The 15,234-nt window shown below is 54.7% G+C and carries 11 protein-coding genes and 2 pseudogenes; 2 read left to right on the top strand and 11 right to left on the bottom strand.

Translation table 11 applies throughout. The features are described 5' to 3' along the window. Positions 1-294 (bottom strand): annotated as a pseudogene (locus R2A130_RS16885) (transposase); the annotation flags it as partial. A gap of 623 nt (positions 295-917) precedes the next feature. Between R2A130_RS16885 and R2A130_RS19190 the strand changes: the two are divergent. Further along, positions 918-1,602: pseudogene (locus R2A130_RS19190) on the top strand (IS6 family transposase). Positions 1,603-1,643: 41 nt separating this feature from the next. On the opposite strand, the gene R2A130_RS16870 reads toward R2A130_RS19190, so the two are convergent. From R2A130_RS16870 to R2A130_RS16840, 7 genes are all read right to left on the bottom strand, one after another. Beyond that, positions 1,644-2,387: a hypothetical protein gene (locus R2A130_RS16870; RefSeq protein ID WP_009465412.1), complete on the bottom strand. Its 744-nt coding sequence runs from the start codon at positions 2,385-2,387 to the stop codon at positions 1,644-1,646. A gap of 72 nt (positions 2,388-2,459) precedes the next feature. Beyond that, on the bottom strand, positions 2,460-4,190 hold the full coding sequence (locus R2A130_RS17880) for a hypothetical protein (protein WP_009465411.1): 1,731 nt from the start codon (positions 4,188-4,190) through the stop codon (positions 2,460-2,462). A gap of 136 nt (positions 4,191-4,326) precedes the next feature. Further along, the gene (locus R2A130_RS16860) at positions 4,327-4,959 is read right to left on the bottom strand and encodes a hypothetical protein (RefSeq protein ID WP_156798590.1); all 633 of its coding nucleotides are present in this window, start codon (positions 4,957-4,959) and stop codon (positions 4,327-4,329) included. Next, positions 4,925-5,707, bottom strand: coding sequence for a hypothetical protein (locus R2A130_RS16855; RefSeq protein WP_009465409.1), 783 nt, complete (start codon positions 5,705-5,707; stop codon positions 4,925-4,927). Before R2A130_RS16855 ends, R2A130_RS16860 begins: the two co-directional genes overlap by 35 nt. Continuing rightward, a complete protein-coding gene (locus tag R2A130_RS16850; RefSeq protein ID WP_009465408.1) occupies positions 5,704-8,013 on the bottom strand; it encodes a S8 family serine peptidase in 2,310 nt (769 codons plus the stop codon). Before R2A130_RS16850 ends, R2A130_RS16855 begins: the two co-directional genes overlap by 4 nt. Before the next feature lie 2 nt (positions 8,014-8,015). Further along, complete coding sequence (locus tag R2A130_RS17875) at positions 8,016-9,038, bottom strand: phosphatase PAP2 family protein (protein WP_198008831.1); 1,023 nt, start codon at positions 9,036-9,038, stop codon at positions 8,016-8,018. Positions 9,039-9,257: 219 nt separating this feature from the next. Next, positions 9,258-10,910 (bottom strand): hypothetical protein, encoded by a 1,653-nt coding sequence (locus R2A130_RS16840; protein WP_156798589.1) that lies wholly within the window; start codon positions 10,908-10,910, stop codon positions 9,258-9,260. A gap of 164 nt (positions 10,911-11,074) precedes the next feature. On the opposite strand from R2A130_RS16840, the gene R2A130_RS16835 reads away from it, so the two are divergent. Continuing rightward, complete coding sequence (locus R2A130_RS16835) at positions 11,075-11,293, top strand: hypothetical protein (protein ID WP_009465405.1); 219 nt, start codon at positions 11,075-11,077, stop codon at positions 11,291-11,293. A gap of 9 nt (positions 11,294-11,302) precedes the next feature. Here R2A130_RS16835 and R2A130_RS16830 read toward each other — a convergent pair whose 3' ends face one another. The 3 genes from R2A130_RS16830 to R2A130_RS16820 all read right to left on the bottom strand — a co-directional run bounded on the left by R2A130_RS16830 (position 11,303) and on the right by R2A130_RS16820 (position 15,088). Beyond that, entirely contained in the window at positions 11,303-11,614 is a 312-nt protein-coding gene (locus tag R2A130_RS16830; protein WP_040306466.1) for a hypothetical protein, read from the bottom strand. Next, a complete protein-coding gene (locus R2A130_RS16825; RefSeq protein ID WP_198008829.1) occupies positions 11,614-12,792 on the bottom strand; it encodes a S8 family serine peptidase in 1,179 nt (392 codons plus the stop codon). Before R2A130_RS16825 ends, R2A130_RS16830 begins: the two co-directional genes overlap by 1 nt. Before the next feature lie 532 nt (positions 12,793-13,324). Continuing rightward, positions 13,325-15,088 carry a heme peroxidase family protein gene (locus tag R2A130_RS16820; protein ID WP_009465402.1) on the bottom strand — a complete coding sequence of 588 codons (1,764 nt, stop codon included), beginning with the start codon at positions 15,086-15,088 and terminating at the stop codon, positions 13,325-13,327. Positions 15,089-15,234 lie beyond the last annotated feature (146 nt).

The raw sequence follows: 15,234 nt of genomic DNA, 5'->3' as shown, positions 1-15,234 counted from the left end.
CCAAGGCGTTACGCCGCGAGCTGGGCCTTAGAAGTTTTTTGAAAGCATCTCGCGCAATGTCGACACATCAAGCATCGATTCAGCCAGCAGCTTCTTCAGCTTCGCGTTCTCATCTTCCAATATCTTCAGCCGACGAGCTTCCGACACCTCCATGCCGCCGAAACGGGATCGCCACTTGTAAAACGTCGCGTCGCTGATGCCGTGCTTTCGGCAGATATCCTTCGCCGTCGCGCCTGCCTGGTGCTCTTTCAATATTCCGATGATCTGCTCGTCCGTGAACCGTGATCTCTTCATCGTCCGTCTCCTTGATCAGGAAACAGGACTAACCCGAAATCGAGGAGGTTTCAGGGGAACAGGTCAGCGTGGACGCGCTGGCGGCGACCATCCTGATTGGTCAGGCCTTCGGGCGGCGCGGTGAGCGGGATAGAGGCGCATAACATCCGGGGGCCAACGCGACCGAGGCAGCCATATCACGTGCGACAGCGTGCTTATGGCGGTCGGCCTCACGCTCATGTTCGTAGCCGTTCTGCTCGCGCTGGACGGCTATGTGGAAAGTCTGCACGTCGACTGACAGAGTAAGGGAGTCCTCGATTTCAATACGAAATCACAACACAAATTCAACACTATACGAGTTCGCAGAACTGTTCGGACCGGTGCACCATTCTTGAATACGTCTGGGCACCGGTGCCGCGTGATTTTGGATTAGTGCATCTCCGCAATTCGAGACCGTGTTGCGCAGACGAGGCTTCCGTCCCTTACCACGAGCTCATCCGGACGGACGATAACTTTGTCAAGAATCGCGCCGAACCATGCCCGTCTCATCTTGCGGTCGCCATTGCGAACACGATCTCGCATCAGCGTTGTGGGCATTGTCAGAGCAACTTGACGGTTCCGGGCTCAGACGAGAGCCATGATCCATGGCCAAACCCAATCCCTTCAAATATTTCAACTCATCGCCCAAGATCATCCGCCTCACAGTGATGACGTACGTCCGGTTTCCGCTCTCGCTGCGCAACGTCGAGGATCTGTTGCATGAGCGTGGCATCGTCATCAGTCACGAAACGATCCGCTTTTGGTGGAACAGATTTGGTCCAATGTTTGCTGGCGAAATCCGCAAAAGACGCGTCCAGAAGACGAGTGCCTATTCGCATTGGCAGTGGCATCTCGACGGGGTCGTCGTAAGGATCAACGGGGAAAGGCACTACCTGTGGCGGGCTGTAGATCATGAAGGCGAGGCTCTAGAATCCTTACATCACCAAACGCCGTGATCGTAAGGCCGCGTTGAAGTTCCTCAGGAAGTTGATGAAGCGCCACGGCCCACCACGCATGATCGTAACGGACAAGCTTCGGTCTTACAGTGCTGCGATGAAAGTCATCGGGAACGCCGGGCGACAGGAAACTGAACGATGGCTCAACAACCGGGCCGAGAATTCACACCTTCCCTTTCGAAGACGGGAACGGACCATGCAGCGGTTCCGATCGATAGAAACGCTGCAGAAATTCGCATCAATCCACGCCTCCGTCCATAACCACTTCGATCAGCAACATCATCTCATCAGTCGCCATCATTTCAATTCGAGCCGCGATGTTGCTTTGGATTAGTGGCAGCAGCTAAGTGCGGCCTGAAGAGCCCCGACGCCATGCTAATTTGAAACTTTGCTAGTTAGTCTGACAACACCCTTGGCGGCACTATCAAGCAACACAGTGTCGAACACCCGGCCACGCACGATCCATGACGTTCCAAAGGCGACGAGTGCCAATGCCTCAATCCAGAATGTTGCGTTGATAGCGTGCCAGAATGTCCATCCGTGACCAATCCATGAATGCAGGCCCAGCAGTGCAATGCATCCAAGAATCGCGATGCCTGAAGCGCGATAGAGCCTGTTTCGATGCCGCTTTGCAGGCGTGAGATTACCATGCGCGTCCACGCTTTCCGCAGAATGAACCTTGGTGAAGTTAAAGAGGGCGTAATAGGCCAAAAATCCGAACACGTAGACGGCGGCAGCGACATGCAGCATCCAAACATTTGCAAAGAGTTCGAAGGATACTCCCCCGACTGAATCGACAAATGCGCGACTAGCACACGCCTTTCCATCCAGCCCATCACCTTCAGTGGGGAAGAGTGCTACGCCAAGCGCAGCGATACCAGCCACCGTGGCAAGTTTGTCTTCTAGGCCCCCGCGCCCGTCTCGCCCGCGATAGGCGAAGAGGAAAAGGCCCATGGCGGCGAGTGAAACAACGAAGACATCTCCGAAAAAAGACGAGTAATAATTATGACTCAAGGAGTTCCGAAAACAACCGCCAACCAGCGAACCAAACACAAGAAAAGTAGGCAGGCCAAAAGCAATGACACCTATCAACGAGGCGAAAAAGCGTTGACTGATCACGAAAGGCGGAGCGTTACTTGGTGTGTTGGGTGATGGGTGATGGGTAGTTCCCAACATCTGTTTGCATGTTACTCATACGGTAAGCTCTCCATTGGGATCTGATGCAGGCGGAAGTGGGCGTCGTTCGACCCGTCCGGTCCAGCTGAAATCAGGGATGAAACCAAAGGCCGCATCGAGTGCGTTCATAGCCTCGCGTCCCTTTTGGCTTGACTGATAAGCCCCACGATCGAGACCCGCTGGCACGGTATGGGCATCACCATTGTGCAAAGCGATGGTTACCGCGACCGAACTTCCTATTGCCTGCCTGTTACCAGGACGTAGGTCGATCTGCTCAGGGTGTTCAGGCAGGTTTGTTGGATCAACATCAAACTGGGGAGATTGCCCAAGCGATGCGTCACCAAGCCTGTATCCAAGCTCGACATAATGACGTTTAGCTCCCCCTCCTGGAAAGGCGTCATCATGAACCATGTCGCCATCCATTTTGATGGTGAGATTGAGAAGCGCACGCGCATGTTCCGATAGGAGTTCGGAACCCTCCATGGTCCCGTCCCACCTGCGGGTAAAGCGCTTCTCCTCAACGGCCAGTTCATCAGCCAGCGGATTGTCTGCACTCAGGGCCAGACCGGGGCCAAGGTCGCGCCCACGCGAGCCGAAAAACCGCGTCGTGCCGCCAAGGTAGTCCACCGCATTGTTGTAATGGCCGAACTTCGCATAGAAGCCGCGTCGGAAATAACGCTGATCAGGCAAGAAACCGAAACTGTTGAAGAGCACATTTATGGGCCCTTCATTGCGTTGTAGACCGCCTGTCTTAAACATGGCGAATTCTGTACGTGCGGCTCCGGCGATACCAAATAGTGGCGGATGCAGGGCAAGCGCCTGATTAGCGTATATGGTAATCCAGCCTGCCCGGTGCAGTTCCAGCGAAAAGGGCAGGTAGCAATCGAGCATTAAGTTGCGTCGAACAACCCAGTTCCATGCATGATCCTCTGGCTCAATGACATTGTCGCGCACGCGCTGAAAGAAATTGTCCTCCACCAAAATATTGGCTGCCGCGCGTCGTCGTCGGTTAAAGAGTTCAGCCGTTGGATTGCGACCTGGCGCCAGTTCGTCGGTTCGATTGAAGACATGAATACCATTGAATGCGTCGCTGACCCGGTTCCCCCGCACGGTCATGTCCCCCGCGATGTCCCAGCAGCGCAGGAAATCGCCATCAAAATGGCGTTGGTCCGTGTCCTCCACTGGTCCGCTGCCATCCGCGATCGCGCCATGCACTGCACGCCAAGGAATTTTGTTCCACAAATCGTGATGAGGGCTAATATCCTGAAGCCAATCATTGCCTTCGATCAGGATAAAGCGCGTGTCGAGCCCGTTAATGCCAATGGCAATGGTGGCTCCTTCAATGCGGCAGTCGCGAACCGCAACGAAACGGCTATCGTCAATGTAGAGCGCGGTTGGCCAACATTGGAATAGCGCAAGACTCTGCACGATGACGAACTGGCAATTGCGTATGGTCAGTGCCGCAAGGTCACCCAGATGGCCAGGAGCTGGATAGTAGCCCCCTTCCTGTCGGCGCGTCGCTTCGGCATTCAAAAAGAGGCGGGCCTGCTCCTCATCCATGGTACCCGTGACAATAGCACCCAACGCTGCGGTAATCGTGATCGGCGCGTTTAGCGTGCCTCGCAATCCAGACACAACGAGTGGTTGGGCATGTGTGCCTGGCAACAGCATGATCGTGTCACCAGGGCGCACCGTCTCGGGAGTTGGCAATCCGTCACCAGGCAAAACTTCGTGGTTTGTCGGCATAGCTTGTTTCTCCAATTTCCGATCCAAAATTTGCCTCGAGATCAATGATCTCAACAAAAGAAATGAAGCGCATCGAATTGCACCAACATCACCGCGTACTGGAACCTGGAGAGTATTGGCGTCGGGATTCTCGTGACTAGGTTGGGGGCGAAATAGCCAGCGGCGGCACAGCACGGTTGAAGTCGGCGAAGGCGTCGCGCGCTTTCGTTTGCATGGAGGCGTCAGGAAGAGAGTTCACCGCCTCTTCGAAATTCGTAATCGATTTGCCGTACTCAAAAACATCCAGACTGGGTTTCTGTGGCGGCGCCAACTTCATCCCTCCACCTTCAATCGCGATTGACGGCACAGTCTTTTTGAAATCCTGAAAAGCTTTGTTCAGTCGTTGCGAAGCGTCCGGATCGTCGACAGCCTCCAAGAGTTGATCGACCTTGGAGATGGCTTTGAAATATTCTTCAACATTGAAGAAGTCTCTTCCCGCGGAGAAACCAGAAAAGCCGGGATCCACTACGCTTGGGGGTTGTGCTGCCGTAGCCACGCCTCGATCAAATCCAGCCTGATAATACTGGCATAACTTGCTGTCGTAGTTGACCGACTTGGGTTTCGTTTCGCCACAGATTCTGAAAAGCTTATTCGCATCACCGCTCGAAAGCTGCGCGTGCACATGCCCCGTCGCGCTTGCAGCTACGATGGACCCAACCAGAACAAATGTTTTCGGTATTGAACGCGACACCGCATCATCCTCCTTCGTCTTTGAAATCATTTTCGACATCGATTTTCATTTCTTTCGCTGTCAGTATCGGCTTCGCCTTGCCTTCCGTCTGCCTCGAAGAAAATTTGTATGTATTCGGATTTTCTAGGTAAATTGGGACGTCACTCACCTCGATCAGTGCAGCGTTGGCGATGAAATACATCGAGGCGCCAAGCGTCAGCATGCCCATCGCGCAGAGCAACACGCCTGGAAGGTCGGACACGAGAACAAATGACCAGCTGCGGGGCTTATCCTGTCCCGGCGTCGCGAGTTGCGTACGGCCAAACGACATTACACTGGTTCTTGAACGCACTCGATCAAACACCAACACGCCTCCGAGCACGATCAGTGCCAGAGCGACCACTTGAGCGATAACCTGAACAAAGAGCCTGGATGTCAACGCCGATTGCACCCTTTGATTTCGCAGATTAAAAGCGTGCAATTCAAGCGCAATAAGGGTGCGTTTGGTCATGCAATCCTCGCTCACGCATAGGATGGCAGGATCTTTGATCAGGCTTTCTATCTGCGGTGCAGTCTGCATCGTCGTGCTTTGCACGTGCAGCAACCAAAGCAGCATCCCCAGCACTGCGGCGGCTGACAAACAAACCACCATTGCTGATATCGAAGACATACGTTCGGACGAAGCGCTACGGCGCAGATGTTCCCCGCCCGCCGAAGCGGCGGGGTCTTGATCAATTGGCCCGACTGCACTGTCAGCATCATGCACATTGGCATCTTTAGCGGTGGATATATCAATCGCTGGCTTCATGAATCCGTCTCACGTTCGGTCATGCCCGTCAGGTCTTTGTGCACGGGCAGCAAAAAACCGCTTAAGCGGGCTGAACGAATGTCTTTGCCAAAGCGGGTTTCGATAGCTGCTTTCTTGCTGCTATTCGGCTCCAAGGCTTTCGACGGGCGCACATGGGACTCCGCTTCGATAGCGGCAGAGTTGTTCAGAAACTCCGACCCGTCGAACCCAGTGCGTGTCTTAGCCATTGCATCGGCCAGCACTCTCACGACTTGCGGCACCGCGACACTGGTACCGTTCTGAATGTGGGTAGATCCGCTATTGGTCCCGGCGGCGATAACCCCAGGACGCACGGGCGATCGATCCGAGACAGCTGCAATTACCGGACCTTTTCGACCTACAGTCTGAGACGCGGAATAGGCGGCCGCGCTTTGCGTTTGCTCGACATAGCCCGCAACCGCGATGGTCGGTCTTGAAATCGTTTCTTCCAAATTCTCCCGGACAAGCTGTTCAGCAGACGGGTTCGTCGCGATACCCGACAATGTGCCATCGCGGCGTATGGTTTGTGCGGGTGGATCGAAAACGCGCAACTGCCCGTTATCGAGCCACCTATTGTTCTCATAGTCTTTATCGACGAATTCAGCCTGCCGAGCTCCGATACGAAAACCAGACACCGGCTCATCCCGTTGGATCCATGTCTGAATGCGTTGACCGATTGCCATGTTGCGAGCGGTGACATTTATGCTCCAGTCACCGATCGGGGCTGATGCAAGTTCAAGGACGTGGTGCGCGGTAGGCGCGATGGCAAGAAGAATGCGCCAGTGGGCACTATTGGTCAGTGTGTCACGAAGGCCTTTTTCATCGAGAGCCGTGTTCGGTTCATCCATTTTCACGCGGGCGATGACTGAACTGGGATCGTCACCCACCATGAGCAAAGAAGCACTCGTCAGGTCGGTGGGGTCAAAATTTATCGGTCCGAGGCGCTTCGCGTTGGGTAACGTCAACGAAAATTCAATTCCCTGCGCGTTCAGCGGAAGCCATATCTCGACAAATGTGGGTGTCCGGTCATCCGGTTTGACGGACAGCGTCACATCAAGTTCACTTGTGTTCGTTGTCCCAACTTCACTCGCCGCATGGCTTTGTGTGAGATGACCATTACCCGCAGGCACCACAACCTCGACTGACGGCTCCTGAAGACCAGCTGCTTTCATGTCGGAACGGTATTGGACGGACCATGCACGTAATGCGCGCTCGATGGGGTGCAGGCCGTTGCGCGGCCCACCCCGGAAACCATAGCTGAGATTGATGACGACCGGCAGCGCGGTATTCAACTCGATGCTCATCAATGTTGCCCGGCTGAAAATGTGGCGCACTGCCTCGATAATCAGCCCGATGAGCGAGTAACCGGAGGTATCCAAAGTCGCCAGCAGTGGCAGTTGCACGCCAAGCAACCTGCGATGAAGCGCGTCTTTGTGATCGCGACCATAGCCCGCTGCAAGGTCCGCGACGTGGGTTCCGTGGCTTCCGCCAAATTGCAGGGCCGTGGGATGATAGCCTTTAGCGTGGCCCCCGACCACACCCGCTTTTCGTAAGAGATCGAAGTCATCAGCACCGGCACGTTCCAACAGAAATCTATTGATCGCGCTGTTCGTAAATTCCCTTCCGAATTCGGTAAAAGACTGGTTGATCGTATCAGCGTCCTGAACCCACACTGAGTCGAACCGTGAGTTGCCATGCTTGTCTTGAAACCTCTCGTGGAAGAAGTTGATTCCGTCATCGATAACGCCGACCAGAACAATCTTTTCAGGATCATCAAACGCCGCAGACAATTTCGGACCAAAGAGTGCATCCGGCGTGATATCGTCGCCCGTAAATTCCTCGCTGACCGCAGCCTCGCGAATAGGAAGTCTGGACAAGAGTGCCGGCAGAAACTTGGGGGTCTGTTCTTTCTCTGCTCCATCTCCCTGCACCACTCCACCGGGACCTTCAACAGTCAGAAAGTCCCGCCGCACCGGCAGGCTAAAACGGCTTGCATCACTCCGCTTGTCAAATGCCTCGCTTTGAAACGCGAATGTCTCGTCTACATGTGCTGTAGCGTCCAGCCGGGTCTTGAGGCCGGTGAGAAACGCGTAGAATTTGAAATCATCAAAAAAAGGATCATCCTCATCGGTGCTTGTAATCGTATCAATCAGTTCGAAGTCCTTACCCACACCAATGGACCATTGACTGTAAGCATCATCGAACCGGACGGGTGACTTGTTGCCATTGGCTGCGACGAATACCGTTCGTTCGTCCTGCTGGAACGTATATTCTATCGTGCGCGCCATAATTATACCCACTCGCTTACAGCTTGATCCCAGAGCCAAGTGATCGGGCTATTGGGAACAGTTTCAATGGTCACTTCGGTACCAATTTTTACTGTTTTTGAGAGAATCGGGTTAGTCGGCAGCTGTGGACCTTTGGTCAAATCGGCAATCATATAATTGGTCACGATGAAGTCTTGCGCCGGATCGGCTCCCGAAGCAGTCGATGCTATAAACTCGGCACTTTTGGCGATCGACGTTCCGGTGCTGCGGCTGACGATATATTGACCCATCACAATGCCAAGCATGGCACCGGCAACAGAATCGATAGGGAAGTGCACGCCAGCAACTGTTCGGTTTGCAGCGATACGCGCGGCCTGCCGTATCAACATGTTGGTCAAGCTACCATCTGTTGCCCGATTTTCCAGCAAGTGGGCAAGCACGACGGCGACGGCAAAATTTTCCGCTGCATGGCCGCTCGGCAAAGTACCGTGGCCAGGTGTCGGAATTGCCGGCTGGATCTGGTGGGAGAACGTGTCGGGACGAGGAACCGCCAGCACATGCTTGATCGACAAAACAATGCTGCTGACCAGCGATTGGGTGATGCCAACCAGTTCGTGCGTATATTTTTTCTGCGCCGGATGGAGACCGGAGATGACATTGAAGAACGGCGTGGGATAACCCGTCTGTGTCAGAATTTCATTCATCCGATCGCCGCGCAAGTCGGCATAAGAATTTACCAACCGTAGCTGTTGCTTCAGATAGCTACTATCGGGACGGTCGAAGGCAGCCAGGGTTACTGCCATCGGCTCCAAACCATCGGCGCTCGCTCCCTTGTTGATATGATGGAGCGATACGTCCCGTGCACCCTCTTTTGCATCCTTGTGCTTAGGCTGAACCGTCAGGTGTGATTGCATCTCGTGCAGGATCGTCAGTTCACGCACGGCCAGCGACCACCGGGCCAGATTGTTCGGGTCGTTCACAGCTTGTTTCGGCGGATGCATGGAGACGTCGACCCACGGCCCCTTGATGCCGTCACGGGCTGACAAGAGCGCGTTTGCCAACCCGCCAGCGTAAGAGCCTGCGCGTGTGGCAGCGCCAGTGGCGCCTGTCGCGCCAGTCGCGCCAGTCGCCCCTGTTAGGGCCGTCATTCCGGTTGCACCCGTTGCGCCTGTCGCACCAGTAGCTCCGGTTGCGCCCGTAGCGCCGGTAAGTTGGGTCAATGCTGACATCGTAAGTTCCTGTATCTTGTGTGTTGAATGAGATGACTAGGTTTTGGGGATGCCGGCATCGGCGAGGGCATCGGCCCATACAGTGCCGATTGGATATTCCATTGCCGGGTGGCTGCGGCGGTATCTCTCAATCGAAAAACTGGGTTCCAGCTTGACGATGGAGCATGCGGTTTTCTGCGCTTCGTCGTGGCGGCCCAACTGCTGAAGCGCGATGGTCTTGGTGCGCAACGTAGAGGCATGGGTGCGGTTGGAGGCCAGCGACCGCTCGGTTAAATCCAACGCTTTTTCTGGCTCGTCGTTGGCGAGGTGTGCCGTGGCCGTGATGGTTTGGAAAAAATAGCGATTAGGATCGATCGGCGATAAAACATTGGCCCGATGCGCGCATTGTGTCGCCTTTTCCCCGTCGCCGACAAAAGCATGGAGACGCGCGGTCAATAACCACGCGATTGCATTGTTGGGGTCGATATTGAGCGCGTCGTCAAAACGGTTCCGCGCCAGATCGAAAGAACCGGTTTTCTGATTCTGGATCATCCCGTCCACTGCAAGCGAAAACGAACAGACGGGGTTGGTGCCAAGGGCTTCGTCCGCCCATTTTGACGCCATCATGGTGTCAATAGCGACGTCGCTGCTCCAGTTCTGGGCAATTGCCAGAATATACCATTTGGCAAGCCACGCTTTGGGAATAGAGAAGTTCGGCGCCCTCTCCACTAACTCCTCCAGATTGCGCCGCGCCCGCGCAAACGGGGCAAGATCAGAACGGTGAATCAAATTGATCGACGACATCAGCAGCGCATGAGCAGGGACTTTTGGGAGCGGTGTATTCTGGGCAAGTTCAACAGAGGCAGACAGGATCGCCTGCCCTACCATGGTGCTGATCTTGCGAATCATTTCGGAACACCCGGCAAGAATTGATTCAAGTCGCGCCTCGAACGGCATAGAAATGAGCACCTGACCAGTTTTGGTCGATAGAAGCTCGGCCTCCAGGTGGACGTGGGAACCATTCACGCGCACGGTGCCCGTCATGGCGTAATTGACATTCAGACGTTGGCGCACATCCGACAGCTCAATGGTTTCGAGTTGAAACTGTCGACTGGACAGATGCGAGATAACGTTGATGATGCGTGAACGCGAAAGTGAGCGGATAACTTCCAATGCGATCAAGTCACCGCAATGGCTTTCGTGTCGCGAACTCGAAATACTCATTAACGGCAGGACGGCTAGGGTCGGCATCGGATTGTCGTGCAGAAATTCCGACGGTGAGAGCGTCGAAGCGCTTTGCACCAGGGTCATCTCGCGTTTGTCGTGCAGCCAATCACAAAACAAGTCTTCCGAAATGTCGATGCCTTCCAGCAAAGCGCCATCGCGACGATCACCAACCAGTTTGACCCGGTCCAAATTCAGCGTGATATCCACATTAGTCAGGGTGAAAATCGTATCGAAGTCTGCGCCAAAGGTTTTGCGAATGCTGCTGAGTGCCTGACGTAGATTGATGCGGTCTTCACTGTTGTGGGACCGCCCCCAAAGACACTCCTGGAGCCAGGCCCGCGTATGCGTGCCGCCGTGTGCCATGCACAAAATTGCGATTAAAGCGCGCGATTTAATTGTTTTAAGGGGGAGCGGCGTGCCGTCGACCCAATACATTGAAAATGCGCCATACAGGCGCACCTCCACTTTCCGTAATCCAGTCATGGTCCCCTCCCCATCGCGTTCATTTGCAAGTAAATGTTCAGCGAATTTCAGATTTCCCTATTTCCGAACATGTGAAAAGGTCTTTCACGTTTTATTCACGCACGCGGGAAGCAACATACTCCTAGTCTAAATTTCAACGGCAATTGAATTTATCAGGACACCTCGTGGAACCGACCGCCCAGCAGATTGACAGTGCTTTGGCACAAGTGCGAGACCTTCGCGATATGAGCGATTTTTGCGATGCCTGGCCTCAGATTAAAGTGCTTTTTGAGCCCTCGGTGTTCGCCGCGCGGGACGGAACGCCAGAAATTGACCAAGCTCTCGCATGGCTCATCGAGTTTGCCGACAAGCTATGCGTATTTCATACTAGTAAAGACACGTAGGGGTGGCCGCTATTTGTCATTGCCGTCCGGCTTGCGCGGCGGCAAAGGTATGGTTTCCATAATCTGCGGCTTTCTCACTGGCGCCAGAACCAGACCGCGTTGTGCGGCGAATTCTTCCAGCGCTTTATTTATCCCCGCGTCCAGCGGCTCAGCCTGCCGATCCAATTCCAGGTCGATAAACGTGCCAACCACTCGTGCCGCTGCAACGCCAGAAATTTCCGATGCTTGTTGCGCAAGGGTTTCCGCCTCTTTCTTCTGTTCGCGCTGCAGAATGAAAACGAAGTTTCGCATGGCTTGATCCTGTCCAGATTTCGTGGTCATCAAACCGTCGCACGCGACCAATCATCGTGCGGCATACCGTGCCCCTCATATTCCCTGTCGAAGCCTGAGGTCGAGGAATTTTCAAACAGTAGCGCTTTGATAGCCTCCATTCTGGGGCGGGACCGCTCCATGTTCAATATGTCCGGCCGCTCACCCAACAACCGGGCCACCATACCGACAGTTGCCGGACACGCCATCGACGTTCCGGAAAGAGGCACGTATTGCCCGCCCGGAATTGTCGACACGACACCCACGCCCGGGGCAACGATGTCGACTTGCGTTCCTTCCGTCCCGATGTTCGAAAAACTGCCGAAAAATAGTGCGCCGTCGTCGCGCCCGCGCGGATCGTTGATCGTGATGCGATCATAGGCATTTTGCGGCAGTCCCGGCTCCCAACCTAGGGCGGCAACAGAGACCGCATCGGGGTGTCGCGCTGGAAATGCCACGTGCCGGCGACCGTCATTTCCTGCAGCCGCGACACACAAAATCCCCCGGTCACAAGCATCCCGAATTGCACTCGACAAGACCGGATCATCGAAATGTTCGTCTGTTTCGTTCTCGTCTTTGAAGCTTAAATTGATGATGTCGCAGCCATCATCAATTGCTTTTGAGACGGCGGAAAATATCTGGAAATTGCTGGCTGCTCCCGTCTCAGGATCATCCGCAATTTGATAGCTCATAAGAGAAACACCCGGAGCAACGCCGGCCTTATTGCCTGCACCGCGCCCACCGATAATACCGGCAACATGCGTTCCATGAGCTCGTGAATTGTCAAGGTCGCCAGTGACATTTGGAAGGTCGGGATGGGGGCCAACACCAGAATCGAGAATTCCGACTTTTACACCTCTTCCATGTTCAGCATGTCCCGGCCTTAAAAGCTGGCGCAGACAATCGTTCTTCTGATCGAGATCGACGGATTCCAGTTTGAAAACATCGCCGTTGGCAATGTCCACATTGTCTAGAAACAGGCCCCAATGTCCGCCCCGTCCAGGTTGGACCAAGAGCCGGGCATCCTCCACATGCCTCTTTCTCAAGCGGAACCTGACCTTTCCCTGATCATCCGAATAGGCATCTACATCTTGCGGTCCACCGGGAACGGAGAGCGAGGTCAAAGCATCGGCCACGGGCGCTCCCGTCGTGGCATCAACTAGTTGCACGGTGAAGATCGGCGCGGCCATCAGACCCGACGTCAGTTCCACCGGCATGGGTCGCAAGCGAGTGGCAAGCGACACAGGCACGTAAGTGACAAGCGGGTGGAACGTGCCCTTCTCAGAGGTGGGAAGTTTACGTCGTTGCGGCACGTCTACCAGTGCGGCCATGCCGTTTGACGCAACATCGAGAATTTCCAGCCTCTTGAGGCGGCTGCGCCCAGCCTTCTCTCGCAGCGCCGGGGCTGAGGCCAGCGAGGTAAGAGTTGGCCCCGCCTTTGCGAAAACGACGCTGGCGACGGATATTTCAGATTGGGGGGCCGCAATATCTGCGACACAGGCCACAGTCTCTTCGATTGTGCATTTCCGGTTGGGAAGAAAAATCATTTTCGGCATGACACACGCCCTTTCAAATCATCGAAAAATGCGCGGCGGGAAAAGGCTTTGTCGCCTGTCCCGCCCCGCCTTTGCAATTGTCCGGTCAATCCGTTTGCTCCTCCATTCACTCGGGCAGTTGGGAGGGGGCCGCCAAAGCAAAAAAGAAGAGCAAACGGGGGCACGCTCATTCCAGAACGAGAGCGAACTTCATCCACGCTTCCATCGAGTCGATGGGCTGGCCTTCAGGGGTTTTCAATGGGCTGTCGATTGGGTCGAACCGCGTCGACAAAGCGCTGTCTGGATCGGCAAACAGCGTGCCCAAAAACGTGCTGGCGACCAGAAAACTGCCCACCTCGCCCAGTTGATTACCGCCGCCAGCTTCCGCTTCTGCAAGGCAATAGAACCACAGAGGCGTGCGCTCGTGCAGCTTTGCGGAGCTGTTGCGCATGAAGTCAGCAACGTCTGGTTTGTTGTCGAGCCAAGCCGTCACATCAGCCTGCGGCGCGCTCGTCACAACGCCATCGGCATGCAACTGCTCATGCAATGCCTGTCCTGTTGGCAGCCGAAGCGAGAACCCTCGGCGCAGATTGCGACGGGCGAGTTGCTTCATCATTGCTTTGACGGCTTCTGAGATCCCTTCCTCTTCGCCTTCGTTGAGCATCTTGGCGAGAGGTGGTGCGATCTGGGTATCGATCGGCCTTGCGGAGCGGCCTGGCGTTTCATCGTTTTGCGGACCCTGCACATTGAGAAACCGGTTCCAGTCGATGACCCAATTGCCCGGAAGAGTTTCGTTGCCGCCAAGTCCAATCTTTTCGCCAAGTCCACCACCTCCTGTGAAAGCGAACAGAGCATCGAATTCCGCCGACGGAATAATGTTGGCTTCCAACCCAAAATTACGATTGTAGTCATATCCTGCCCGCACCATCGTATGAGCAAACCGGAAGGCGGCACCGGAAAATTCCAGTGGCAAGGCATGGCCAAAGGCCGACGCATTGTTGTCCTGACGATGTGCATCGCGGAAGCTGAAAAAATGCTTGGCGCGAGACTGCAATACCCTTTCAACGACATCAGGATCGCAGATGTTGGGCAGATAAACATTAGCGATTAGCCATTGGTAGTGCAATTTAGTAAGGGTTTTGGCAGCGCCAAAATCAGCTACCCAACCGGTATCGTTCGCCTGCAGAAAGTCGATAACCTTGTTGTGGAACCGCAGAAAGCTGAGGTGGAACTGGGCGACGATCAGATTCTCGTCATTGCGCATATCGCCTATGATAGCTCGTTTTGGTAACTTGTCCCTGAACTCTTCGAACTCTTGCGGATCGAGCTTTGCTTTAGCCAATTTGAGATAGGCTTGGCGCACCTCATCGCTGACTTGACTGAAGCGCGGCAGATCCCTGTGCTTGTCCAACCCGTCCGGTAGATCGATGCCATCGGTAGTGCGAACCCGCATCTTCTCGGGATGATCGGGATGACGCATCCCAGAAATGATCGTAGCAATTTCTGCTCCAATTCCGGGACCAATCGGCGTGCCGCCGTAAATGCTATCGAGGTCGAAACGGGGGGTTCGGGCGTTTTTGAAACCCTGCTCGATTGTCTCGGCCGTCTGGGTCGGATCACCTATTTCGATGTTGGTAAAATCGTTATCGCGATCGGTCTTCGCGGACAGTTCATGATCAAGAAACTGGCCCCAATAGGTCAACAATGGAGGAAGAGTGGAGTTGGGAATCTGGTCTTCGGGATCAAAGACCATCAAATTTCCCAAAGCATCCAGCTCGTCGAGCGAAGCTGCCGGCAGATAGTGATCGGGATTGCCAGACGGTCGGAAGATATAGCCGAAGTCGGCCTGAGCATCGACGCTGACATCTGCTCCTTCAGGCGTTGCGGCCAGTAGTTCGGTTTGGTGTTCCGGTTGTGGTGTTGAGCCGTGTGTTTGAACAATAAGAGTCATGGGGCGCGTTCTTTCCTTTGGAGTAAGGAGGAAAACGCTATCGCGTGTCGGCCCGTCGTGGTCGTGATTTAACCGTGAAAACGTTTGGCCATAGCCAGCTTACTTGTCGAGCTTCGCAAGCATATGGCTTAGATTGCCTGTTCCAC

The sequence above is a fragment of the Ahrensia sp. R2A130 genome (assembly GCF_000179775.1).
Taxonomy (GTDB): domain Bacteria; phylum Pseudomonadota; class Alphaproteobacteria; order Rhizobiales; family Rhizobiaceae; genus Pseudahrensia.
The sequence above is the reverse complement of the archived record's forward strand: the minus strand, read 5'-3'. Positions and strand labels throughout refer to the sequence as shown.

Excerpts from the sequence above, each read along its gene's own strand:
- R2A130_RS16820 (WP_009465402.1), bottom strand. The coding sequence starts at position 15,088 with ATGACTCTTATTGTTCAAACACACGGCTCAACACCACAACCGGAACAC.
- R2A130_RS16830 (WP_040306466.1), bottom strand. The coding sequence starts at position 11,614 with ATGACCACGAAATCTGGACAGGATCAAGCCATGCGAAACTTCGTTTTC.
- R2A130_RS16825 (WP_198008829.1), bottom strand. The coding sequence starts at position 12,792 with ATGGCCGCGCCGATCTTCACCGTGCAACTAGTTGATGCCACGACGGGA.
- R2A130_RS17880 (WP_009465411.1), bottom strand. The coding sequence starts at position 4,190 with ATGCCGACAAACCACGAAGTTTTGCCTGGTGACGGATTGCCAACTCCC.
- R2A130_RS16850 (WP_009465408.1), bottom strand. The coding sequence starts at position 8,013 with ATGGCGCGCACGATAGAATATACGTTCCAGCAGGACGAACGAACGGTA.
- R2A130_RS16860 (WP_156798590.1), bottom strand. The coding sequence starts at position 4,959 with ATGTCGAAAATGATTTCAAAGACGAAGGAGGATGATGCGGTGTCGCGT.
- R2A130_RS16840 (WP_156798589.1), bottom strand. The coding sequence starts at position 10,910 with ATGACTGGATTACGGAAAGTGGAGGTGCGCCTGTATGGCGCATTTTCA.
- R2A130_RS16855 (WP_009465409.1), bottom strand. The coding sequence starts at position 5,707 with ATGAAGCCAGCGATTGATATATCCACCGCTAAAGATGCCAATGTGCAT.